This is a genomic window from Streptomyces sp. NPDC030991 (assembly GCF_055571235.1).
This window is the reverse complement of the sequence record NZ_JBVIFR010000012.1, coordinates 242,125-263,539: the sequence shown is the minus strand read 5'-3', so window position 1 is coordinate 263,539 and position 21,415 is coordinate 242,125. Positions and strand designations below refer to the sequence as shown.

General features: G+C 73.6%; 21 protein-coding genes. 14 read left to right on the top strand and 7 right to left on the bottom strand.

Annotated elements, in window-relative coordinates:
• Positions 1-142 precede the first annotated feature (142 nt).
• From ACZ45E_RS23580 to ACZ45E_RS23565, 4 genes are all read left to right on the top strand, one after another.
• A complete protein-coding gene (locus ACZ45E_RS23580; protein WP_468223552.1) occupies positions 143-1,996 on the top strand; it encodes a CocE/NonD family hydrolase in 1,854 nt (617 codons plus the stop codon).
• Between the two features lie 106 nt (positions 1,997-2,102).
• The gene (locus ACZ45E_RS23575; RefSeq protein ID WP_468223550.1) at positions 2,103-2,345 is read left to right on the top strand and encodes a LapA family protein; all 243 of its coding nucleotides are present in this window, start codon (positions 2,103-2,105) and stop codon (positions 2,343-2,345) included.
• Between the two features lie 44 nt (positions 2,346-2,389).
• Positions 2,390-2,935, top strand: a complete 546-nt coding sequence (locus ACZ45E_RS23570; RefSeq protein ID WP_468223548.1) for a GNAT family N-acetyltransferase — start codon at positions 2,390-2,392, stop codon at positions 2,933-2,935.
• An 86-nt stretch (positions 2,936-3,021) separates the two neighbouring features.
• Positions 3,022-5,007: a DUF5107 domain-containing protein gene (locus ACZ45E_RS23565; protein WP_468223545.1), complete on the top strand. Its 1,986-nt coding sequence runs from the start codon at positions 3,022-3,024 to the stop codon at positions 5,005-5,007.
• A 23-nt stretch (positions 5,008-5,030) separates the two neighbouring features.
• Here ACZ45E_RS23565 and ACZ45E_RS23560 read toward each other — a convergent pair whose 3' ends face one another.
• Positions 5,031-5,390: a VOC family protein gene (locus ACZ45E_RS23560; protein WP_468223542.1), complete on the bottom strand. Its 360-nt coding sequence runs from the start codon at positions 5,388-5,390 to the stop codon at positions 5,031-5,033.
• Positions 5,391-5,481: 91 nt separating this feature from the next.
• Here ACZ45E_RS23560 and ACZ45E_RS23555 point away from each other — a divergent pair, with 91 nt between their 5' ends.
• The 5 genes from ACZ45E_RS23555 to ACZ45E_RS23535 all read left to right on the top strand — a co-directional run bounded on the left by ACZ45E_RS23555 (position 5,482) and on the right by ACZ45E_RS23535 (position 9,473).
• Entirely contained in the window at positions 5,482-5,841 is a 360-nt protein-coding gene (locus ACZ45E_RS23555; RefSeq protein ID WP_468223540.1) for a phage holin family protein, read from the top strand.
• Between the two features lie 355 nt (positions 5,842-6,196).
• Positions 6,197-6,616, top strand: coding sequence for a gas vesicle structural protein GvpA (locus ACZ45E_RS23550; RefSeq protein WP_468223538.1), 420 nt, complete (start codon positions 6,197-6,199; stop codon positions 6,614-6,616).
• The gene (locus ACZ45E_RS23545; protein WP_468223535.1) at positions 6,613-7,362 is read left to right on the top strand and encodes a GvpL/GvpF family gas vesicle protein; all 750 of its coding nucleotides are present in this window, start codon (positions 6,613-6,615) and stop codon (positions 7,360-7,362) included. Before ACZ45E_RS23550 ends, ACZ45E_RS23545 begins: the two co-directional genes overlap by 4 nt.
• Before the next feature lie 133 nt (positions 7,363-7,495).
• A complete protein-coding gene (locus ACZ45E_RS23540; RefSeq protein ID WP_468223533.1) occupies positions 7,496-8,335 on the top strand; it encodes a DNA primase in 840 nt (279 codons plus the stop codon).
• Entirely contained in the window at positions 8,328-9,473 is a 1,146-nt protein-coding gene (locus ACZ45E_RS23535; protein ID WP_468223530.1) for an SRPBCC family protein, read from the top strand. Before ACZ45E_RS23540 ends, ACZ45E_RS23535 begins: the two co-directional genes overlap by 8 nt.
• Positions 9,474-9,716: 243 nt before the next feature.
• On the opposite strand, the gene ACZ45E_RS23530 is transcribed toward ACZ45E_RS23535, so the two are convergent.
• Together ACZ45E_RS23530 and ACZ45E_RS23525 are read right to left on the bottom strand one after the other, a co-directional pair.
• Positions 9,717-10,553: a class I SAM-dependent methyltransferase gene (locus ACZ45E_RS23530; RefSeq protein WP_468223528.1), complete on the bottom strand. Its 837-nt coding sequence runs from the start codon at positions 10,551-10,553 to the stop codon at positions 9,717-9,719.
• Positions 10,554-10,673: 120 nt separating this feature from the next.
• Complete coding sequence (locus tag ACZ45E_RS23525) at positions 10,674-12,188, bottom strand: phosphatase PAP2 family protein (protein ID WP_468223525.1); 1,515 nt, start codon at positions 12,186-12,188, stop codon at positions 10,674-10,676.
• Between the two features lie 94 nt (positions 12,189-12,282).
• On the opposite strand from ACZ45E_RS23525, the gene ACZ45E_RS23520 reads away from it, so the two are divergent.
• Entirely contained in the window at positions 12,283-13,905 is a 1,623-nt protein-coding gene (locus ACZ45E_RS23520) for an ABC-F family ATP-binding cassette domain-containing protein (RefSeq protein ID WP_468223523.1), read from the top strand.
• A gap of 39 nt (positions 13,906-13,944) precedes the next feature.
• Here the strand turns inward: ACZ45E_RS23520 and ACZ45E_RS23515 are convergent, their stop codons facing one another.
• A complete protein-coding gene (locus ACZ45E_RS23515) occupies positions 13,945-14,352 on the bottom strand; it encodes a CBS domain-containing protein (RefSeq protein ID WP_468223521.1) in 408 nt (135 codons plus the stop codon).
• A 252-nt stretch (positions 14,353-14,604) separates the two neighbouring features.
• Between ACZ45E_RS23515 and ACZ45E_RS23510 the strand changes: the two genes are divergently transcribed.
• A complete protein-coding gene (locus ACZ45E_RS23510) occupies positions 14,605-15,423 on the top strand; it encodes an RNA polymerase sigma factor SigF (protein ID WP_468223518.1) in 819 nt (272 codons plus the stop codon).
• A 13-nt stretch (positions 15,424-15,436) separates the two neighbouring features.
• Here the strand turns inward: ACZ45E_RS23510 and ACZ45E_RS23505 are convergent, their stop codons facing one another.
• Positions 15,437-16,570 (bottom strand): PAS domain-containing protein, encoded by a 1,134-nt coding sequence (locus tag ACZ45E_RS23505; protein ID WP_468223517.1) that lies wholly within the window; start codon positions 16,568-16,570, stop codon positions 15,437-15,439.
• A 74-nt stretch (positions 16,571-16,644) separates the two neighbouring features.
• On the opposite strand from ACZ45E_RS23505, the gene ACZ45E_RS23500 reads away from it, so the two are divergent.
• From ACZ45E_RS23500 to ACZ45E_RS23490, 3 genes are all read left to right on the top strand, one after another.
• Entirely contained in the window at positions 16,645-17,370 is a 726-nt protein-coding gene (locus ACZ45E_RS23500) for an ANTAR domain-containing response regulator (RefSeq protein ID WP_468223515.1), read from the top strand.
• A 216-nt stretch (positions 17,371-17,586) separates the two neighbouring features.
• Positions 17,587-18,933 (top strand): aminotransferase class I/II-fold pyridoxal phosphate-dependent enzyme, encoded by a 1,347-nt coding sequence (locus ACZ45E_RS23495; RefSeq protein ID WP_468223512.1) that lies wholly within the window; start codon positions 17,587-17,589, stop codon positions 18,931-18,933.
• Positions 18,930-19,979: an MBL fold metallo-hydrolase gene (locus tag ACZ45E_RS23490; RefSeq protein WP_468223510.1), complete on the top strand. Its 1,050-nt coding sequence runs from the start codon at positions 18,930-18,932 to the stop codon at positions 19,977-19,979. The genes ACZ45E_RS23495 and ACZ45E_RS23490 overlap by 4 nt, the downstream gene beginning before the upstream one ends.
• On the opposite strand, the gene ACZ45E_RS23485 is transcribed toward ACZ45E_RS23490, so the two are convergent.
• Both ACZ45E_RS23485 and ACZ45E_RS23480 read right to left on the bottom strand, forming a co-directional pair.
• The gene (locus ACZ45E_RS23485; protein WP_468223509.1) at positions 19,959-20,588 is read right to left on the bottom strand and encodes a DedA family protein; all 630 of its coding nucleotides are present in this window, start codon (positions 20,586-20,588) and stop codon (positions 19,959-19,961) included. The genes ACZ45E_RS23490 and ACZ45E_RS23485 overlap by 21 nt on opposite strands.
• On the bottom strand, positions 20,588-21,361 hold the full coding sequence (locus ACZ45E_RS23480) for an MBL fold metallo-hydrolase (protein ID WP_468223507.1): 774 nt from the start codon (positions 21,359-21,361) through the stop codon (positions 20,588-20,590). The genes ACZ45E_RS23485 and ACZ45E_RS23480 overlap by 1 nt, the downstream gene beginning before the upstream one ends.
• Positions 21,362-21,415 lie beyond the last annotated feature (54 nt).

Here is a 21,415-nt window from a genome sequence, read left to right as displayed (position 1 = left end):
CCGCGCGCCCGCCGGGGCGACCAGATCGACCGGGTCCGCCGGATCGACCGGGCCCGCCGGAGCGCTCCGGGTCCCCACGGCGAGTGGTCCCCCGAGAAACACCCCGCACGAGCATTGACCCCCATATGACACGTGTCACAACATGACCACGCCGCAAACTTACCGGTCGGTACAACCCGCGTGGAGGCCCAACGTGTCCCGAGCCATACGCAGAACCCGTCCCACGCTCGCCGCCGCCGTCGGAACGGTCGCGGCGGCGCTGGCCGCCCCGCTCGCCCTCGCCGCCCCCGCGAGCGCCGCCGACGCCCCCGCCCTGGGCGAATACACCGTCACCGCCCTGAAGTTCACGGTCGATGCCGGTGGACGCCGGTGCGTCGTGGACGCCGACCTGTACCGGCCCGCAGGCGTGGACGCGCAGCACACCGCGCCCGCCGTGCTGACCACGAACGGCTTCGGCGGCAGCAAGTCGGACGGGTCCACGGACGCGACCGGCAAGGCGTTCGCGCAGCGCGGGTACGTCGGGCTCGCCTACTCCGGTCTCGGCTTCGGCAAGTCCGGGTGCCTGATCTCGCTCGACGACCCCCGGATCGACGGCAAGGCGGCCTCCGCGCTGGTCGACTTCCTGGCCGGGACCCGCGCCGCCGACGACGGCACCACGATCGACTATGTCGCGGCCGACAAGAAGGGCGACCCGCGCGTCGGCATGATCGGCGGCTCGTACGGCGGCGCCGTCCAGATGGCGACGGCCGCGGTGGACCACCGGGTGGACGCGCTGGTCCCCCTGATCACCTGGAACGACCTGGCCTACTCGCTCGATCCGCAGAACGCCGCCGACCGGGACGTGCCCGGTGTCTTCAAATGGCAGTGGACCAACGGGTTCTACCTGATGGGGGAGGGACAGCCGCTGCTCGTGCCGTCGCTCGACCCGTCGCGCGTCAACAAGCTGAGCTGTCTGCACTTCGTCGACGACGCCTGCGCGACCATCCGCACCCTCAACTCGGGCCGCTACCCGGCGGACCGGACCAAGGCGCTGCTCGACTACGCGCGCGGCGTCTCCCCGGTCTCGTACCTGAAGGACGTGAAGGCGCCGACGCTGTTCGTCCAGGGCCAGGCCGACAGCCTGTTCAACCTGAACGAGGCCAGGGCCGGCTACGACACCCTGCGGGCCCAGGGCACCACCACCAAGATGATCTGGCAGTCCTGGGGGCACAGCGGCGGCCTGACCGACCCGGCGAGCGGTGAACTCAACCTGTCCGAGGGCAACTTGGAGACCAGCTACGTCGGCAGGCGGATCCTCGCCTGGTTCGACCGGTACCTGCACCACAAGAAGGGCGTCGACACCGGCCCCGCCTTCGCCTACTACCGCGACTGGATCACCGACCCGGAGAGCACCTACGCCACCGCCGCAGGCGTCCCCGCCCTGTCGGAGAAGCTGTACCTGTCCGGCGACGGCAAACTCGTCGACAACCGGAAGAAGGTCGCCCGCGGCAGCCGCGAGTACCGCAACTGGCTCATCCCCACGAGCCACTCCGAGTCGTCCCTCGGCGGCCTCATCGGACTCCCCGACCCCGCGCCGCACGACACCCGCGGCACCTACCTCGACTGGACCACGGAGCCGCTGACCACCACCACCGATGTCGTCGGCGCGCCGAAGGCGACCCTCAAGGTGATCTCGCCGAGGACCGAGCGCGTACAGCACTCCGACGACGCCGCCGACAAGCTCGTCCTCTTCGCGAAGCTCTACGACGTCGCGCCGGACGGCACGAAGACGCTGGTGCACCGGCTGGTCGCGCCGGTCCGGGTGCCGGATGTCACCCGCCCCTTCACCGTGACCCTGCCCGGCATCGTGCACCGCTACGAGAAGGGCCACCGCATCCGGTTCGTGATCGCCGCGAGCGACGACGCCTACGGCGGCAACAAGGGGATCAAGACGGTCACCGTCACCAGCGCGCCCGAGGACACCGGCACCGTGGAGCTGCCCGTCGTCGGGCGGTAGCCCGTCACCCGTACGGCCCTCGGCCACTGCGCGATCGCCGCCTCCCCGCACATGCTGGGCGGGGAGGCGGCGACGGCCTCCGGGGGAACGACGGAAGGGTCCACCGATGAGTCCCAAGGACACCGCGAGCTCCGCGAAGAGCGGCGGCTCCAGCGCGTTCACCCCGGCCAGGATCGCGGTCCTCGTCCTGGCCGTCCTCGTCGTGGTCTTCATCTTCGAGAACACCCGCCAGGTGCGCATCCGGCTCCTCGTCCCCGAGGTCACCATGCCGCTCTACATGGCGCTCGCGGCCGTCGCCGTCATCGGTGCCATCTGCGGCGGCTACTTCGTGGCGAGGAGACGAAAGTGAGACCGGCCGCGACCGTCGCCGAACGGTCTGCGTAGGCTGCCCGGATGGCCGCTCACCTCGCCGAAGGAGCCCGGGTCGCGCTCCGGCACATCGCTCTCACCGACGCCGACGAGTTCACCGCGCGAGCCCGCGAGAGCCAGGAGCTGCACCACCCCTGGCTCTTTCCGCCGCTGCGGCCGGACACGTTCGCCGCGTACGCGGGGCGGCTGGTGGACGACCCGGCGAGCCACGGCTTCCTGGTGTGCGAGCGCGAGAGCGGCGCCCTCGCCGGATTCATCAACATCAACAACGTCGTCCAGGGCGGTTTCCGCTGCGGCGCCCTCGGCTACGGCGCCTTCGCGCACGCCGCAGGCCGCGGGCTGATGTCCGAAGGGCTCGGCCTCGTGGTGCGGCACGCCTTCGGGCCGCTCGGACTGCACCGCCTGGAGATCAACGTCCAGCCCGGCAACGCCGCCTCCCTCGCGCTGGCCCGCCGCGCCGGGTTCCGCCGGGAGGGCTTCTCGCCGGACTTCCTCTTCGTCGACGGGGCTTGGCGCGACCACGAGCGCTGGGCCCGCACCGCCGAGATGGCCGCTTTTGCGCAATCCTGACCGGACCGGCCCCTGGTCAGCTGCCCGACGGCGATGTTCCATGGTCATCGGGGGCGGGCCGCGCTCCCTGGCATCGGGAGGCAGCCATGACCGTCGTACGACGTGAGGTACTCACCCTGCCGGGCGTGGCGCTGGGCCCGGAGAACCCGCTGCCCCCGCTGCGGCCCCGCACCGCGGTGCACACGCTCGACGAGCGCGCGAAGGAGGGCCTGCCGCTGGACATGGCCCGCCAGCTCGGCCACGGGGCGCTGCGCAGCGTGCTCCCGGAGCGGATCCGCGACGGGTACGGGCGGGACCGGACGCCCGTCGACCTCGACGCGATCGTGCTGGAGAACGACCGGCTCAAGGTGACGGTGCTGCCCGGCCTCGGCGGCCGGGTCGCGTCCCTGTTCCACAAGCCGACCGGACGTGAACTCCTCTACCGCAACCCGGTGTTCCAGCCCGCGGCGTTCGCGCTCAACGGTGCCTGGTTCTCCGGTGGCATCGAATGGAACATCGGCGCCACCGGCCACTCCACCCTGTCCTGCGCGCCCCTGCACGCCGCCCGCGCCACCGCGCCCGACGGCTCGGAGATGCTGCGCCTGTGGGAGTGGGAGCGGCTGCGCGACCTGCCCTTCCAGGTCGACCTGTGGCTGCCGGACGGCTCCGACTTCCTCCACGTCGGCGTACGGGTCCGCAATCCGCACGAGAAGGCCGCGCCGCTGTACTGGTGGTCCAACACCGCCGTGCCCGAGGAGCGCCGGGTGATCGCGCCCGCACGGGAGGCCTGGCACTACGGGTACGAACGGAACCTGCGCCGCGTCCCCGTGCCGGAGTCCGGCGGAACCGACCGCACGTACCCGCTGAACAGCGAGTTCCCCGCCGACTACTTCTACGAGGTCGAGGACGGGCGGCGCCGCTGGATCGCCGCGCTGGACGAGGACGGGCACGGGCTCGTCCAGACCTCGACCGATGTGCTGCGCGGCCGGAAGCTGTTCCTGTGGGGCACCGGGACCGGCGGGCGGCGCTGGCAGGAGTGGCTGACCGAACCCGGCACCGGCGGCTACGCCGAGATCCAGGCCGGCCTCGCGCGCACGCAGCTGGAGCACGTACGTCTGGAGGCGCAGGGGGAGATCAGCTGGCTGGAGGCGTACGGGCCGCTGGCCGCCACCGCCGATACCGTCCACTCCGCCGGTGACTGGGGCGCCGCCGTTGACGAGGTCGAGGGGCGCCTGGAGCGGGCGCTGCCCCGCGCCGACGTCGAGGCCGCGTACGAGGCGTGGCGGCCGCACGCCGACGCCGACCCCGGGCAGCGGCTCGCCGTCGGGTCCGGGTGGGGCGCGCTCGAAGTGCTGCGCACGGGCTGGAAGCCGGCGGGCACGCCGTTCGACGAGTCGACGCTCGGCGAGGCGCAGGCGCCCTGGCGCGAGCTGCTGGAGACGGGACTGTTCCCCGAGCCGCGGCGGGTCGGCGCCCCGGGCCCCACCCTGGTCTCCCGCGCATGGCGGGACATGCTGGAGACGGCGGCGGCCCGGCCGCTCTCCGAGTACCACCTCGGCGTCGCGCAATGGCACGACGGGGACCGGGCACAGGCCGTGCGGAGCTGGGAGCGGGGCCTCGAACTCGCCGCGTCCGACTGGCCGTTCCTGCGCTGCCTGGCGGTGGCCGACGCGACGGACGGGCACCACGAGCGGGCCGCGGACCGGCACGCCGCGGCCTTCGACGACCTGTGCGCGGAACGCAGGGACGAGGGGGAGGCGTGGGTGGCCGCGACGGCCGCGCTCGGCCGGGAGGCGATCGCGGCGCTGCTGGCGGTGGAGCGGGTCGCGGACGCGCGGCGGGTCTGGGACCGGCTGCACCCGCGCACCCGGGCACGGGGTGCTTTCCGCTTCCTGGAGGCCCGACTGCTGCTCGCGGAAGGCGAACCGGAGTCCGCCCGCGCGGTGTTCGAGGCGGGGTTCGAGGTCGCGGACCTGCGGGAGGGAGCGGAGGTCATCGGGGAGGTGTGGGAGCGGATCGCACCGGGCGAACCCCTGCCGCCTCGCTACGACTTCCGTATGCGGCCCCCGTCTTCGAGCCCCCGCGGCGACTGAGGATCCGTCCGGGGGCGCGGAGTTCAGGAGTCCGCGGACGCCTGCCGGTCCACGTACTCGAAGACCGCGCCGTCGGGGTGGAGCGCGATGAGATTGCGGCCCGCTGGTGTCGGTACCGGACCCGCGAGCACCTTCGCGCCCGACGCCGTCAGGACCGCGTTGGCCTCGTCCACATCGCGCACCGCGATCGTGGCCGACACCTTGCGCAGTACCGCCAGCTCCTGCTCGGGACCGCTCATCAGGAGGAAGCAGCCGACGGCGGCGACGGAGACCCCGCCGCGCTCGAAGCGCAGCGCCCGGCTGCCCGTCAGGTGCTCGTAGAACGTCACCGAGGACTCCAGGTCCTCGACGCAGATGCGCAGCGTGGTGCCCAGGATCTCCATACGGCAAAGCCTAGTTGACCTGGCGCCGGAGCGTGATCGGTTCGCGGGGCGGGGTCGTTACCCGGGACGCGCCCCGGGTACCCGGGCCGCCATGGAACGCATCGACCAGCGAATGAGCGACGAACTGACCGGCCAGGTGACCCGGGCCGTCCGGGAGGCGCTCCGGGCCGAACTGACCGGGGCCGTGCGGGAGAGCGCCCGCAAGCGAAAGCGCATGGCGACGCTGTACGCCGGTGCGGCGGCGGCCGCGCTCTACGCGGGCGCCGCGGTGGCCCTGGCCCTCGGCCTGGCGCTCGCCCTCGCCCTGCCGGACTGGGGCGCCGCCCTGGTCGTCGCGGCGGTCCTGGGCGTCGCCGCCTACGCCCTGCGCCGGGCCGCGCGCCCCGGCAGGCCGTCGGTGCCCGGGGCGCCGCCGATGCCCGCGGGGCCCCCGCCGACCGGGGCGCCCTGAGCCCCGGCGCCTCCACAAACTCCGCACATATAAGGAGAGTTGAAGGTTTGCCGATGGACTGAGCGGTGACTCGAAGGTCGAGATTGCCAAGGCCAACAAGAAGAGTGACGTAGGCGGCTCGACCGGCTCGGCCGATCGCGGCACAGCCCCTGAGGGGGCGGCGTGCCGAGCGTGCGGACCCGTGGAGGTGGCGCGCGAGACGCGCGCCAGGCAGGCAGAGATCACCGACAGCGCGGGCGGACCGGGCCACATGGGTCCGGGCGCCGGACCCGTCGGTTCCCGGCCGCCTCGTACCCGCGTACCCGCGTATCCCGGACCGAGCCCGACCGAGCCCGATCGAGGAGGACAGCTCTCCATGACCGTAGTCCCTGCACAGCAATCCGGCGGCGGTGGCGGCACCAGCGGCCTGTACGACGTTCTCGAACTCGTGCTGGACCGCGGGCTCGTCATCGACGCGTTCGTCCGTGTCTCGCTGGTCGGCATCGAGATCCTGAAGATCGACATCCGGGTCGTCGTCGCCAGCGTCGACACCTACCTCCGCTTCGCCGAGGCGTGCAACCGGCTCGATCTGGAGACCGGCAGCAACAAGAGCCCCGGTCTGCCCGACCTCGTCGGTGACATGACCGAGTCGGGCTCCCAGGGCAAGGCCAAGGGCGCGCTCTCCGGCGCGGCCGAGACCATCTCGGGCGCCTTCGGCCAGGCGCGCGAGGAGGGCCGGTCCGAGCCGCACCGGGCCCGCCGTGCCCCGAGCCGCCGTAAGGAGGAGCAGGAATGAGCAGCACGTACATCTACGGCATCGCGAGCGCCGACCACGCCTCGCTGCCCGAGGGCATGGAGGGTATCGGGCAGCCGTCGCGCAAGGTCAGGCTGGTCGAGGCGGGAGCGCTGACGGCGATCGTCAGCGACGCGCCCGAGGACCTGCGGCCCAAGCGGCGCGACCTGCTCGCCCACCAGAACGTGCTGTCCGAGGCGGGCGGCGGCGGGGCGGTACTGCCCATGCGGTTCGGCAGCCTCGCTCCCGACGACGAGGCCGTCGCCACGGTGCTGGCCGAGCGCGCCGAGCACTACCTGGAGCGGCTGCGGGCGCTCGACGGCAAGGTCGAGTACAACGTCAAGGCAGAGCACGACGAAGAGGCCGTACTGCACCGGGTGATGGCCGAGAGCCCCGAGGTCCGCGCCCTCACCGAGGCCAACCGGCAGGCGGGCGGCGGCAGTCACGAGGAGAAGCTGCGGCTCGGCGAGCTGGTCGTGGCCGCGGTGCAGGCCCGTGAGGCGCAGGACGCGGCCACGTTGCGCCGGCTCCTGGAGCCGACGGCCGAGGCGGTCTCGAGCGCACCGGAGAGCACCGGCTGGCTGGCCAATCTCTCGTTCCTGGTCGACCGGAAGGCCGCCGAGCACTTCCTCGCCGCGGTCGACACGGCCCGCCGCGAGCAGGCGCACCTCGAACTCAAGGTCAACGGACCGCTCCCGCCGTACAGCTTCGTGGAGCCGGGCCCTTCGGCTCCCGTCGGCTCGGAGTGACACAAGCAGCAGGTCGGTACGGAGCGAACGCGGCGACAGATCAGCACGGAGCGAGCGCAACAGCAGATCGGCACGGACCGCAGTTGACATTCGACCGTTACGAGGACCAGCTCCTCGACCGGGTGGAGGCATAGTGAACCGAGTAGCTCTCGGCCTCGCGGTAGGGGCCGGGTACGTCCTCGGGCGTACCAAGAAGATGAAACTGGCGTTCGCCGTCGGCACGATGGTGGCGGGCAAGAGGCTGAAACTGAGCCCGCGCGCGCTGGCCGAACTGGTCAGCACGCAACTGGAGAAGAACCCGCAGTTCAAGGAGCTCGGCGGCCAGCTGCGCCAAGACCTGCGCGGCGTCGGCACGGCCGCGTCGGGTGCCCTGGTGGAGCGGCAGCTGGAAGGTCTCGCCGGCCGGCTGCACTCGCGGACGCAGGGCGTGCAGGACCGGATAGCGGGCGTCGCGCCCGACACCGACGACGTCCGGGACGCGGGGGAGCGGGTGACGGGCCTCGTCCCGGGGCGCCGGCGCCGTGACCGCGACGAGGCGCAGGACGGTGACGACGCGGCGCACGCCGACGACGAGGCGTACGAGGACGAGCACGACGCGGACAGCCGCGACACCGACGACGACAGCCGCGCCGAGGACGACAGCCGCGCCGAGAACAAGAGCCGCGACGAGAACGGCGCACGGAGCGAGAAGTCGTCGTCGAACCGGCGCACCGACAGGGCCCGCAAGTCCAGCGCCGCCAAGACCGGCACCACCAAGTCCACCGCCACCAAGTCCACCGCCGCCAAGACCGGCGCGACCAAGTCCGGTGACACGGCGAAGAAGGCGCCCGCCAGGAAGACCGCGGCGAAGAGCGCGGGCAACGGCAGGGCGGCCGGTGGCGCCAAGACGTCCGCCACCAGGGCCCCCAGGGCCGCGAAGAAGACCGCGGGCAGCGCGACGCGCGCCGCGAAGGGAGGCCAGGGACGTGGCTGACTCTCCGACCAAAGCGCTCAGTGGCATAGCCAAGAGCGAGGCCGCCGAGCATCTGAAGGCCGCAGCGCAGGAGTACGCCGTGGCCCAGATCCATCGCGTCCTCGCCGGCACGGGCCGCAAACTGGGCGAGACGACCGGCAAGCTGACCGACATCGCCGAGGGCAACAGCCCGGGCTTCGCCAAGCTCGCGCTCGACGGCGGCCGCAAGCTGGCCGAGGGCAAGGGCCCGGTGCGCACCGCGGTCGAGCTGGGTGCGGGCCGCCTCAAGGACAATGTCGTCGGGGCGTTCAAGGGCCTCGGCGGCAAGGGCAAGCGCAAGGGCGGCGCCGGCAAGAAGCCCACCGTGATCATGGAGTTCGTCGACATCGGCGTCGACCTGCGGACCGCGTACGACCAGTGGACGCAGTACCAGGAGTTCAGCACCTTCGCCAAGGGCGTCAAGAACGCGAACCGCGCCGACGACGTCACCTCCGACTGGCAGATGAAGATCTTCTGGTCCAACCGGAGCTGGAAGGCGCACACCACCGAGCAGCTGCCGGACGAGCGGATCCAGTGGACGTCCGAGGGCGCCAAGGGCACGACGAAGGGCGTCATCACCTTCCACCCGCTGGCCGACCGGCTCACCCGGGTCCTGCTCGTCATCGAGTACTACCCCAAGGGCCTGTTCGAGAAGACGGGCAACATCTGGCGCGCCCAGGGCCGCAGGGCCCGGCTCGACCTCAAGCACTTCGCCCGCTTCGTGACGTTGCGCGGCGAGGCGAGCGACGGCTGGCGTGGCGAGATCCGGGACGGCGAGGTCGTCCTGAGCCACGAGGACGCTCTGGAGCAGGAGCAGGAGCAGGAGCAGGAGCAGGAGCAGGAGGCGCAGGCCAAGCCGTCGGACGACGCGTACGAGAGCGAGTCCGAGGAGGCGGAGGCCGACGACGAGGACGACGAGTCGTACGAACCGCGGGACGCCGACGCGGACGCGGAGGCCGACGAGTACGAGGACGAGTACGAGGACGAAGGCGAGGCCGAGGAGGAGGACGAGCCGGCGCACGAGGACGCCGCCGACGAGCAGGAGCCCGCGGAGGAGTACGACGAGCGGGACGAGGAAGAGGAGCCCGCACCGGCCGCTGCCGGCCGGTCCCGTCGATGACCACCGCCGGCCGACGGCGCCTGACCGGACTGACCGGACTGACCGAACTGGAGGAACCGCGCACGGAGAGCGGGTCCGGCTGACCGGGACCGCCCGACCGGTTCCGACTGACAACGGACGGCTCGTTGCCGCGCAACGAGCCGTCCGTCAGTGCTGCCCGTTGCTGCCCGACGGCACAGGTGTCCGGTCCGGCAGTTCCGGCAGGCCCAGTGGTTCCGCCAGGTCCGGCGGAGCCGCTGGGTGTCAGGACGCCGGGGCGTCCGCCTGCTTGCGGCAGAGCAGCTCGCCGTGCAGGACCGCGAACCACGCGTCCTCGTGCCCGCCCCACTCCCGCCACGCCTCCGAGACGGCCGTCAGCTGTTCGGCGCTCGCGTGGCCGCCTTCCGTCGCGCGGTCGGCGTACGCGGAGGCGACGGTGCGGTCCGCCCACAGCCCGCTCCACCAGGCGATCTCGTCCGGCGTCGCGTAGCACCACGTACCGGCCGTGGACGTGATGTCCGCCGCCGCGAAACCCGCCTCCAGGGCCCACGACTTCAGGTGCCGTCCGGCGTCCGGCTCCCCGCCGTTGCCCCGGGCGACCCGCCGGTACAGGTCCAGCCAGTCGGTCATGCCCGGCGACGACGGGTACCAGGTCATCGCCGCGTAGTCCGAGTCGCGTACCGCGATCAACCCGCCCGGCTTGGTGACGCGCCGCATCTCGCGCAGCGCCCGCACCGGATCGCCGACGTGCTGCAGGACCTGGTGCGCGTGCACGACGCAGAAGGTGTCGTCGGGCCAGTCGAGGGCGTGCACGTCGGCGGTGGTGAACTCCACGTTGGTCAGGCCCCGTGCGGCGGCCGTGGCCCGGGCGTGGTCCAGGATTCCCGGGGCGTGGTCGGCCCCGACGACGTGGCCGTCCGGGACCAGTGCGGCCAGGTCCGCGGTGATCGTGCCCGGGCCGCAGCCGATGTCCAGGATCCGCATGTGCGGCTTGATCGAGCCGAGAAGGTAGGCCGCGGAGTTGGCGGCGGTGCGCCAGGTGTGCGAACGCAGCACGGACTCATGGTGGCCGTGGGTGTACACGGCGGTCTCCTGCGGCATGACCGATCCCCTTCACGATGCGACGGCCCGCCCGGACGAGGAGCGCCGGGCGGGACCGTCACCGTACGTCGGGTAGCCGGATCGTGAGATATACGTCTCGCAGTGTGGACCAGAAGGGTGTCACAGTATGCTCAGCGGCCGGTACACGCGCAGCGCCTCGTGCTGCTTGTCGATCGTCAACTTCCCCTCGCACTCGATGACTTCACCGTCGTACGCGAGCGGTGTCCCCGGTGACACGCCGTCGATGTGCAGCTTCGTGAGCCGGGTCGCGGCGTGGAACGGGGAGCGGGACAGCGGACCCGACAGAGCCGCCGCGAGCAGCCGTACGCCGGGCAGCCGGCCGCCGCTGACGGTGCGCACGTCGAGGAGGCCGTCCGCGAGATCCGCGCGCCGGCCCGCCGTCAGACCCATCCGCCGGTAGGTGCAGTTCCCGGCGAACAGCAGCCACAACGGCTTCTTCTCGCCGTGCAGTTCGACCTCCAGCGGGTGGTCGCGGCGCAGCACGTGCACCGCTCCCACGACATCGGCGAGCCGTCCGCCGATCCGGCCGGACCAGCGCTCGCGCTCACGCACCAGCTCCGGATAGGCGCCCAGGCTGAACGTGTTGAGGAAGATGCCCGACGCCCTGCCCGAGCGGAACCGGCCGACGTCGACCGCGACCGCGTCGCCGCCGATGACGGCCCGCACCAGGTCGCCCGCGTCCTCGATGCCGAGGTCGTAGGCGAAGTGGTTCAGCGTGCCGCCGGGCAGCACGGCGAGCGGCAGCCCGTGCCGCAGCGCCACCCGCGCCGCGGTGTTCACCGAACCGTCGCCGCCGGAGATGCCGAGCGCGCGGGCACCGGCCGCCGCCTTCTCCAGGGCGTCCGGGATCTCGGGGCCCTCGCACTCCACGAACTCGGCCAGCGGCAGCGCGTCCTTGAGGACACGCACCCGCTCCGGGGTGCCCGCCTGGGTGTTGACCACCATCACCAGGCCCTCGCCGTCGGGCAGCGCCGGCACGTCGTCGACGAGCGGACGGCCCGGCGACGGCATCTGGTCGCGGGTCGGCACCAGACCCCGGACGGCGAACGCGGCGCCCACCCCGAGCGCCGCGCCCGCGATCACGTCACCGGGGAAGTGCGCGCCCGTGTACACGCGGGAGGCCGCCACCGAGAACGCCACCGGGGCGATGGCCGCGCCCCAGCCCCGCGACTCCAGGGCGACGCCCGTCGCGAACGCCGCCGCCGAGGCCGCGTGGCCCGAAGGGAACGACGTGGTGAACGGCTGCCGCTTCAGCCGGCGCACTATCGGCACCGCGTCGAGCGCCGGCCGCGTCCGGCGCACCGACCGCTTCCCGAGCGTGTTGATCGTGGCGGAGGCCAGCGCAAGCGAGGCCACCCCGCGCATCGCGGCCCGGCGGGCGCGCGGCGAACCCGTCGCCGCCAGCGCCCCGCCCACCGCGAACCACAGCACGCCGTGGTTCGCGGCCCGGCTCAGGCCGGGCAGGATTCGCTCGGCGCCGGGCCAGCGCGCCCCGGCGGCGGACTCGAACAGCCGCCGGTCGAGAGCGGCCAGCCGGTCGCGCAGGGGAGGGCCCGGCCGGGGCGGGTCGTCCGCGGCCCGCGCCAGCTTGGTGAGGTCGAAGTCGGCACACATGCCACGACGACTACCCCGGCCCGGGCCCCGCACCCAGGTTCGCGCGCCCTATTGGTTTGCCCGTCACCCGCACGGCCGTGAAGAATGCGCGACCATGGGACATCTGGAAGCCGCGCACATCGAGTACTACCTGCCGGACGGGCGGGCGCTGCTCGGTGATGTCTCGTTCCGGGTGGGCGAGGGCGCCGTCGTCGCCCTGGTCGGGCCGAACGGGGCGGGCAAGACGACCCTGCTGCGGCTGATCTCCGGCGAGCTCCAGCCGCACGGCGGCTCCGTCACGGTCAGCGGCGGTCTCGGGGTGATGCGCCAGTTCGTGGGCTCGGTGCGCGACGGTTCGACCGTGCGCGACCTGCTCGTCTCCGTGGCGTCGCCGCGTATCCGCGAGGCCGCGCAGGCGGTCGACAAGGCCGAGCACGCGATCACGACCGTCGACGACGAGGCCGCGCAGATGAACTACGCACAGGCCCTCGCCGACTGGGCCGAGGCACAGGGGTACGAGGCGGAGACGCTGTGGGACATGTGCACCACGGCCGCGCTCGGTGTGCCCTACGACAAGGCGCAATTCCGTGAGGTGCGCACCCTCTCCGGCGGTGAGCAGAAGCGCCTCGTCCTCGAAGCGCTGCTGCGCGGCGGCGACGAGGTCCTGCTCCTGGACGAGCCGGACAACTACCTCGACGTGCCGGGCAAGCGCTGGCTGGAGGAGAAGCTCCGCGAGACCCGTAAGACGGTGCTGTTCGTCTCCCACGACCGCGAGCTGCTGGCCCGCTCCGCCGAGAAGATCATCAGCGTCGAACCGGCCCCCGGCGGCGCCGACGCCTGGGTGCACGGCGGCGGCTTCGCCACCTACCACGAGGCCCGGCGCGAGCGCTTCGCCCGGTTCGAGGAGCTGCGCCGCCGCTGGGACGAGAAGCACGCCCAGCTGAAGAAGCTCGTGGTGAGCCTGCGCCAGGCGGCCTCGGTCAGCCACGAGATGGCGTCCCGGTACTCCGCCGCCCAGACCCGGCTGCGCAAGTTCGAGGAGGCCGGGCCGCCGCCGGAGCCGCCGCGCGAGCAGGACATCACGATGCGGCTCAAGGGCGGCCGCACCGGAGTGCGCGCCGTCACCTGCAAGGGCCTCGAACTGACGGGCCTGATGAAACCGTTCGACCTGGAGGTCTTCTACGGCGAGCGGGTGGCCGTCCTCGGTTCGAACGGCTCGGGCAAGTCCCACTTCCTGCGGCTGCTCGCCGGGGACGGGTCCGTGGCGCACACCGGCGAGTGGAAGCTCGGTGCCCGGGTGGTCCCCGGCCACTTCGCCCAGACGCACGCCCACCCCGAACTCCAGGGTCGCCCCCTCCTCGACATCCTCTGGCGCGACCACGCCAAGGACAAGGGCGCCGCGATGTCCCTGCTGCGCCGCTACGAACTCACGGCGCAGGCCGAGCAGAAATTCGAGCGCCTCTCGGGCGGCCAGCAGGCCCGCTTCCAGATCCTGCTCCTCGAACTGGAGGGCGCCACGGCCTTGTTGCTGGACGAGCCGACGGACAACCTCGACCTGGAGTCGGCCGAGGCGCTCCAGGAGGGCCTGGAGTCCTTCGACGGCACGGTCCTCGCGGTCACCCACGACCGCTGGTTCGCCCGCGCCTTCGACCGGTACCTGGTCTTCGGCGCGGACGGCCGGCTCCGTGAGACCTCGGAGCCGGTCTGGGACGAACGCCGCGTGGAGCGCCCGCGCTAGCCTCGCCACGACCTGCCCGACCGTTCCAGCCGGCCGGACTTAGGACCTCCCCCGGGGCCCCTCGTGGTCCCGGGGGCCCTGAGACGGTGCCAGGTCGCCCAGGGTCACCGTGCCCACCGCGCGGCCGTCCTCCACCACCGGCAGGCGCCGCACCGCGTGTTCCCGCATCAGCGCCACCGCCGCGGACACCGCCTCGTCGGGACCTATGGTCACCAGGACGGGCGTGCACACGGCGTCCGCGCTGACGGTCAGCGGATCCGCCCCGTCGGCGACGGCGCGCACCGTGATGTCCCGGTCGGTGAGCACCCCCACCACCAGACCGTCCGCCGCCACCAGGACGTCCCCTATGCCCTGGGCGCGCATCAGCTGCGCGGCCTCGACGAGCGACGCGTCGGAGCGGACCGTCACCACGCCCGGCGTCATGACTTCTCTCACCAGAACGGCCATGGTCGTGGGCCCTTCTTCCCTCGGACGCGGCGGACGCGGACACGGTGCCCGGCCGCAGTACCCCTCTCCTCGACAGCTATGCGTTTGCTCCCCCGGTCGGCGGGCAGGCGTAGGTGAGTGCTTCGGACTGGAGGCACGTCCGTGGGAGAGATGCCGCTCGGTATCCACCCCGGGTGTGTCCGACGCTGTAGCGAGGCGCGACTCCCACGGTGACCACCGAACCCCAAAGCACCTCCAGGGGAGTTGCGATCCATGCGTACGCCCACCAGCGCGCCCGTGAACCCGGCGAAGCCCCGTCGGCGCCACCCGCACGACGACGCACCCGACACGGCCGAAGCGTTCGCCAAACTGTCCGCGATGCCCGACGGCCCGGCCCGTGACGAGCTGCGCCACGATGTCGTGGAGGCCTGGCTGCCGATGGCCGACCGGCTCGCCGGCCGGTTCCGCAACCGCGGTGAGTCCTACGACGACCTGCGCCAGGTCGCGGCGATGGGCCTGGTCAAGGCCGTCGACCGCTACGATCCGGCGCGCGGCAACGCCTTCGAGAGCTACGCCGTGCCCACCGTGACCGGTGAGATCAAGCGGCACTTCCGGGACCACATGTGGACCCTGCACGTGCCGCGCCGCGTCCAGGACCTGCGCAACCGGGTCCGCTTCGCCCAGCACGAACTGGCGGGGAACATCACCGGGCGCGCCCCCACCACCACCGAGATCGCCGAGCACGCGAATCTGACGGAGGACGAGGTGCACACCGGCCTGGAGGCCCTGGAGAGCTTCACGGCCCTCTCGCTCGACGCGGAACTGCCCGGCAGCGACGACGGCTACTCGTTGTCCGACGCGCTCGGCGCCGCCGACCCCGCGCTCGACGTCGTCATCGACCGGGAGGCCGTCAAACCGCGTATCGCGGCCCTGCCGGAGCGCGAGCGGCAGATCCTCTACATGCGCTTCTTCGGCGACATGACGCAGAGCCGCATCGCCGAACAGCTGGGCATCTCGCAGATGCACGTGTCCCGGCTCATCACCCGGTGCTGCCACCGGCTGCGCGCCGAGGTCCTGGCCGACGCGGCCTGACCGCCGGCGCCCCTCACCTGCGCATGGCCAGGGCGATGTGACGTGACATCACGTCCAGCGCCCTGGCCTCCGCCATGGAGTACGCCGGCCGGCCCGCGGACCGGCACAGGGTGAGCACACCCTGGACCGGTTCGCCGGGCGCCGGGACGAGGGGCACGCACAACAGGGACGTGACGTCCGCCCGCACCAGGACCGGGGCGCCCGACGCGTCATCGCCCAGCGCCCCCGCGTCCTCGGGGCGGACCAGCAGCGCCGGTGAACCGCCGCGGGCCGCCTCGACGACGAGGGGGCTCGCGGCGGGGTCCTGCGCGGCGATGTCCCGGACCGCCCCGGCGTCGGCGCCGAGCACCGCCGTACGGACCGGCCGCGCGGCCCCCCGGTCCGCCACCACCCAGTCCGCGAACCGCCCGTACAGCGCCCGCGCGGCCCGCCGCAGCACCTCGGCCGGATCTCCGGCGGGCGCGCCCAGCAGCTCCCGCGCCATCAGGTCCACCAGATCCATCAGCGCCGTGTGCCGGGTGGTCTCCGCGAGGTCGGGGACGGACGCGGCCAGGTCCGCCGCCGGCGCGAGCAGGGAGCCGTCCTCCTCGGGCCGCATCAGGACCAGGACCGTGGGCTGCCGCTCGTTGCCGGGGCGCAGCCCCGTCAGCGACGTACGGATCGCGGTCTGCGGGCTCTGCTGCAGATGCAGGGTCAGACCCCGGTCGCCCTCGCCACGGGCCACCGCCGCGACCTGCGAACGCAGGGCGGCCCGGTCGGCGTGGGCGAACAGGGCGGTCAGTGAGCGGCCCGTCGCGTACCCGGCGCGCACCCCGGTGAACGTCGTCGCGGCGAAGTTCAGCCGCCGTACGACCGACTCCCGGTCGACGAGGGCCACCGGCAGCGGCAGCCGCTGGAAGACGGCGCGCAGCAACTGCTGTTCCTGCCGGTCCGCCGCCGCCGACCGGCTGGGCTCCGCACCGGGGTCGGCGGCCCGCCGGTCCTCCTGGTGCGGCAACAGCTCCCGTACCGCGTGGTCGAGTTCGAAGAGCGCCGCGTCGAGCACGGCGGGCAGCTCGTCGGCCGGGACGGATCGCGCGGCTTTCAGCTCGGCCACCCGGCGGACGAAGTCCGCGCGCTCTTCACCGGATTCGTCCATCTGCGGCATGCCGAGAACCTATCCCGCGCTCCTGTTTCCCGGGGACGGCCCGGGGAACCCGCTGGAGGAGGAGGCGTTGACCGATGCGACAGCCCGATCCTTCCGGCACGCGGGCACAGGCCGGCGAGCACGGCACCGGCGTCCGGGCCCCCGGCCGTCGCCTCTCCGAACTCGCCGAGGGCGCGGCCCACTGCATGCCCGACTGCTGCGGCGCCGTGGCCACCGCATCCGACGGCGGCGACGACCGCGCCTGCGCGGCGACCCATCCCGACCTCGCCGCCCTGGCCTGCGAACAGCTGTGCTCCGGCGAGGGCCCGATCCCGGCGGCCGAGGAAGCCGGGACGCCCGTGGACAGCGCCGACCTCCTGAAGGACGGGCGGTGGCCGCGGTACCGGGCCCTGGCGCTCGACTCCGGGGTGCGCTCCAGCGTGACGTTGCCGTTCCGCAGCGTCGGCCTCACCGTCACCCTCAGCCTCTACAGCTTCCGCGCCGGCACGCTGCGGGACGCCCCGCGCGGCCCGGTCAGTGCCCTCGGCGAGCTGGCCGCCCTGTGCCTGGCCCGCGACCGCTCCTACCAGGCGGCCCTGACCGAGCTCGACCAGCTGGGCGCGGCGCTGCGCACCCGGCCCGTCGTCGACCAGGCGTGCGGCATCGTCATGCACGTGCTGGGCTGTGACGCGGGCGAGGCGTTCACCGTGCTGCGCCGTATCTCGCAGACCACCAACCGGAAACTGGCCGACGTGGCCCGCGCCGTCGTGGAGCGGCGCGGTCGCGGTCTCGAGAGGGAGTTCGCCGCGCTGACACCCTGACCCCGGACCCGCCCGTCCCGGCGCCCCGGTGTCGGCCGGCTTTCACTCGTTCGGCGCAGCGCCCGCCCCGGACCACTCGCCTGTCCGTCCGTCCCGTGGGTATGCGCATGGACACGCGCCCGGCAGGCGCACGGCGCGCGCAGGTGCCCGCAGGGATGTGACGCTGGGAACAGCGCACCCACGCGGCACGGCGACCCCACACGGCACGGAGGCAGCATGCGGCCATCGGACCCCACGGCCCGGGCATCCCGCGCGGACGCGGCCCGCGGGCCCGTCCCCGAGGGCCGCGGCCCGGTGCGGTACGGGCCGCCGCTGCCCGAGCCGGGGCTGCCGGTCCTGCCCGAGCTCGCGGGCGTCGTCGCCGGGGCCGCCGGACGCCCGGACGCCGAGCCGCCCGGCGGATCGCCCGCGCTCCTCGAAGCCGCCCGTGGCTACTGGCAGCGCCGGGGCCTGGCAGCCGAGGGGGCCCGCGTCGTCGCCGCGCCGGGCGGCGCCCCGCTGCTCCTCGCCCTCACCGCGGCGCTCGGCGGCGACGTCCTCGTGCCGCGCCCCTGTCCGGCGTGGTGGGCGCCGCAGGCCCGCCTCCTGGGCCGCGACGTCTTCCACGTGCCGACGCCCGCCGAGTGCGGCGGCGTCCCCGACCCCTACGCCCTCCTGGAGACGGTCCGCCGGGTCAGGGCCGAGGGCGGCGACCCCCGGCTGCTCGTCCTGTCCGTCGCCGACGACCCGACGGCGACCGTGCCGCCGCCCGAGGTGCTGCACGAGGCGGTGGAGGCCGCCGCGGGAGAGGGCCTGCACGTCGTCAGCGACGAGACCTGGCGCGACACGCTGCACCCGGACGCGGACACCGTGCTGTTCAGCCCCGCCGAGATGTTCCCCGCCCAGGTCACCGTGGTCACCGAGCTGACCGGCGGCTATCTGCCGCCGTCGCTGCCCGCGGCCTGCGCGCGTTTCCCGCCGACCGCGCGCGGCGACCGCCTCACCGACCGCGTCCTGGACTTCCTCACCGCGACCGGCGCCGTGCTCGCGGCGCCCCTCGCCGCCGCGGCGACGTACGTGCTGGGCGAGCCGGAGGAGGTCACCGCCCGGCGCACGGCCGCCGTCGCCCTGCATGCCCGGGTGGCCACGGCCGCGTACCGCGCCGTGCTCGCCGGTGGCGGCCTGGCCCGGCCGCCACGCTCGGGCCGGCACCTCTACGTCGACCTGGACCCGCTGCGCCCGCCGCTCGCCGCCCGCGGTGTCAGCGACGCCCAGGACCTGGAGGACTTCCTGACCGAGCGCCTCGGCATGCCGGCCCCCGGCGGTCACCGGTTCGGCGACGATCCCGCGGCGCTGCGGGTGCGCCTGTCGACGGGTCCGCTCCTCGGATCAACCCCGGACGAGCGCGGCGCGTCTCTCATCGCGCCGGAACCTTTGCAACTGCCGCATGTGGCAAGGCTGTTGGGAAGGGTGGGGGCGGTGCTCGACGACCTCGGCGACGGCGCGGACCCGGCGGGCAGGACCGGCCCGCCGGGCCCGGCGGGCAACGGACCGGCAGGCGAAGGATGGGAGTCCGAGCGATGACCCAGGCGTCCGAATCGACGACAGCGCAGCGGGCTGATGCCGCCGCGGTCGGCAGACCCCCCGTCGAGCCGCGGCCGCTCGGCGGGGCAGGCGTCACCGAGGCACCGCCGCGCCGCTGGCCGCGGTCCTTCGCCGACCGTCTGACAGCGCCTCTGCCCGGGCTGCGCGCCTTCGCCCGGTTCGCCCGCGAGAACGCGCTGCGGCCGCGCCCCGAGGGCCTCGTCGACATCCCGCGGCTGCCGTTCGAACCGGGCCCGCTGCCCGATGTCGACGCCCGTACGGCCGCCGTCACCTGGGCGGGCCACGCCAGCTGGATCGTCCGCATCGGCGGCCTGACCGTCCTCACCGACCCCGTGTGGTCCCGCAAGATCCTCGGCACCCCGGCCCGGATCACCCCGGTCGGCGTCGCCTGGAGCGCGCTGCCGCCCGTCGACGCGGTCGTCATCAGCCACAACCACTACGACCATCTGGACTGGCCCACCGTCAGAAGGCTCCCGCGCTCCACCCCGGTCTTCGTCCCGGCGGGCCTCGGCCGCTGGTTCACCCGGCGCGGCTTCACCCGGGTCACGGAGCTCGACTGGTGGGAGGCGGCCGAACTCGAAGGTGTCCGCTTCGACTTCGTCCCGGCGCACCACTGGTCGAAGCGCTCGCTCACGGACACCTGCCGCACCCTGTGGGGCGGCTGGGTCCTCACCGACCGGCAGGGGCAGCGGATCTACTTCGCGGGCGACACCGGTTACGGCCGCTGGTTCGCCGAGATCGGCCGCCGCCACCCCGGCATCGACCTGGCGCTGCTGCCCATCGGCGCGTACGAGCCGCGCTGGTGGCTGCGGGACGTGCACTGCGACCCCGAGGACGCGGTGCGGGCCGCGCAGGACGTGGGCGCGCGCGCCATGGCGCCCATGCACTGGGCCACGTTCCTGCTGTCGGCCGAACCGGTCATGGAGCCGCTCACCCGGCTGCGGGCCGCCTGGGAACGGGCGGGCCTGCCGCGTGCCGCGCTCTGGGACCTGCCGGTCGGCGCGTCACGCGTGCTGACTGCCTGACAGCCGCCGCACCTTGCGCCACAGCGCGGGGGCCGCGCCGACCAACACCGTCAGCACGACAGCGGCGACGACACCCTCCCACGGCTCCTTGAACAGGGAACCGCCGAGGATCCCGATGATCTGGTACGTCACCGCCCACGCGAGACACGCCGGGACGTCCCCGCGGGCGAAGCGGCGCAGCGGCATCTTCGCCATCAGGCACGCCAGCATCACCGGGATCCGCCCGGCGGGTACCAGGCGCGACAGCACGAGGACCATCACCCCGTGGTCGGCGAGCTTCTCCTGCGCCTGCTCAAGACGCTCCTGCGGGGCCCGGGAGCGCAGGGCCTCCAGCCACCGCGACCCGTTCTTCGACCGCATGCCGCGCCGCCCGAGCCAGTACAGGGCGATGTCCCCGAGGAACGCGGCGAGCGCAGCCACACCGAACAGGAGCAGCAGCGAGAACGGCGCGGTCTGGTGGAAGGCGACGACGGCCGCGGAGCTGACGAGCGCACCCGTCGGGATCACCGGCACCAGCGCGCCGACCGCGACGAGCAGGAACAACGTCGGGTAGCCGGCGGCCTGTTGGGTCGACTCGGTCGGCACCACCTGGGTGAGGGCGTCCAGCATCAACGGGTCACCGCCGGCCGGACGCTCTCGCCGTGGGCGAGGTGGTGCACCGTCACGTCCGGGGCGCGCAGCGCGGCCTGCCGGACGAACTCCTCGCCCGGCGTGTGGAACTCGTGCGGGCGCACCGCGTCAAGCCCGATCGGCCAGTACGTCCCGTAGTGCACGGGCACCGCGCTGCGCGGCGCGATCCTGGCCAGCGCCTCGGCGGCGCGCGCCGCGTCGAGGTGGTGCGGGCCGAGGTGCGGCCCCCACCCGCCGACCGGCAGCAGCGCGACGTCCACCTCGCCGACGGCCTCGGCCATGCCGTCGAACAGCCCGGTGTCGCCCGCGAAGTACGTACGGGCCTCGCCGCTGACCACGTAGCCGAGCGCGGGGGAGCGCTGCGGGCCCACCGGCAGCCGCCGCCCGTCGTGCGCCGCGTGCACGGCCCTGACGGTGAGCCCGCCGGTCTCGACGACGGCCCCCGCCTCGACCTCGGTGATCTCAAGGGCCCGCAGCCGGCGGAGCCCCGGCACGGAGCGGGCGGCGCCGCGCGGCATCAGCACCCGGGTGCCGGGCGCGATCCTGGCCAGCGACGGCAGATGCAGATGATCGGCGTGCAGATGTGAGACGAGAACCACATCCGCGCGGGCGGCGCTCGCCGGCGGCGGCGCGCCACGGCGCCGCCGCAGATGCGCCAGGCGCCGCGCGAAGAGCGGATCCGTGAGCACCCTGGTCCCCGAATCCTCGATCGTGCAGGTGGCATGCCCCCACCAGGTGATCTCCACCGGCACCCGGTGCCTCCTTACGTGCGACTGCCTTGAGCGTACGTGCAGGAGTAGGGTCGT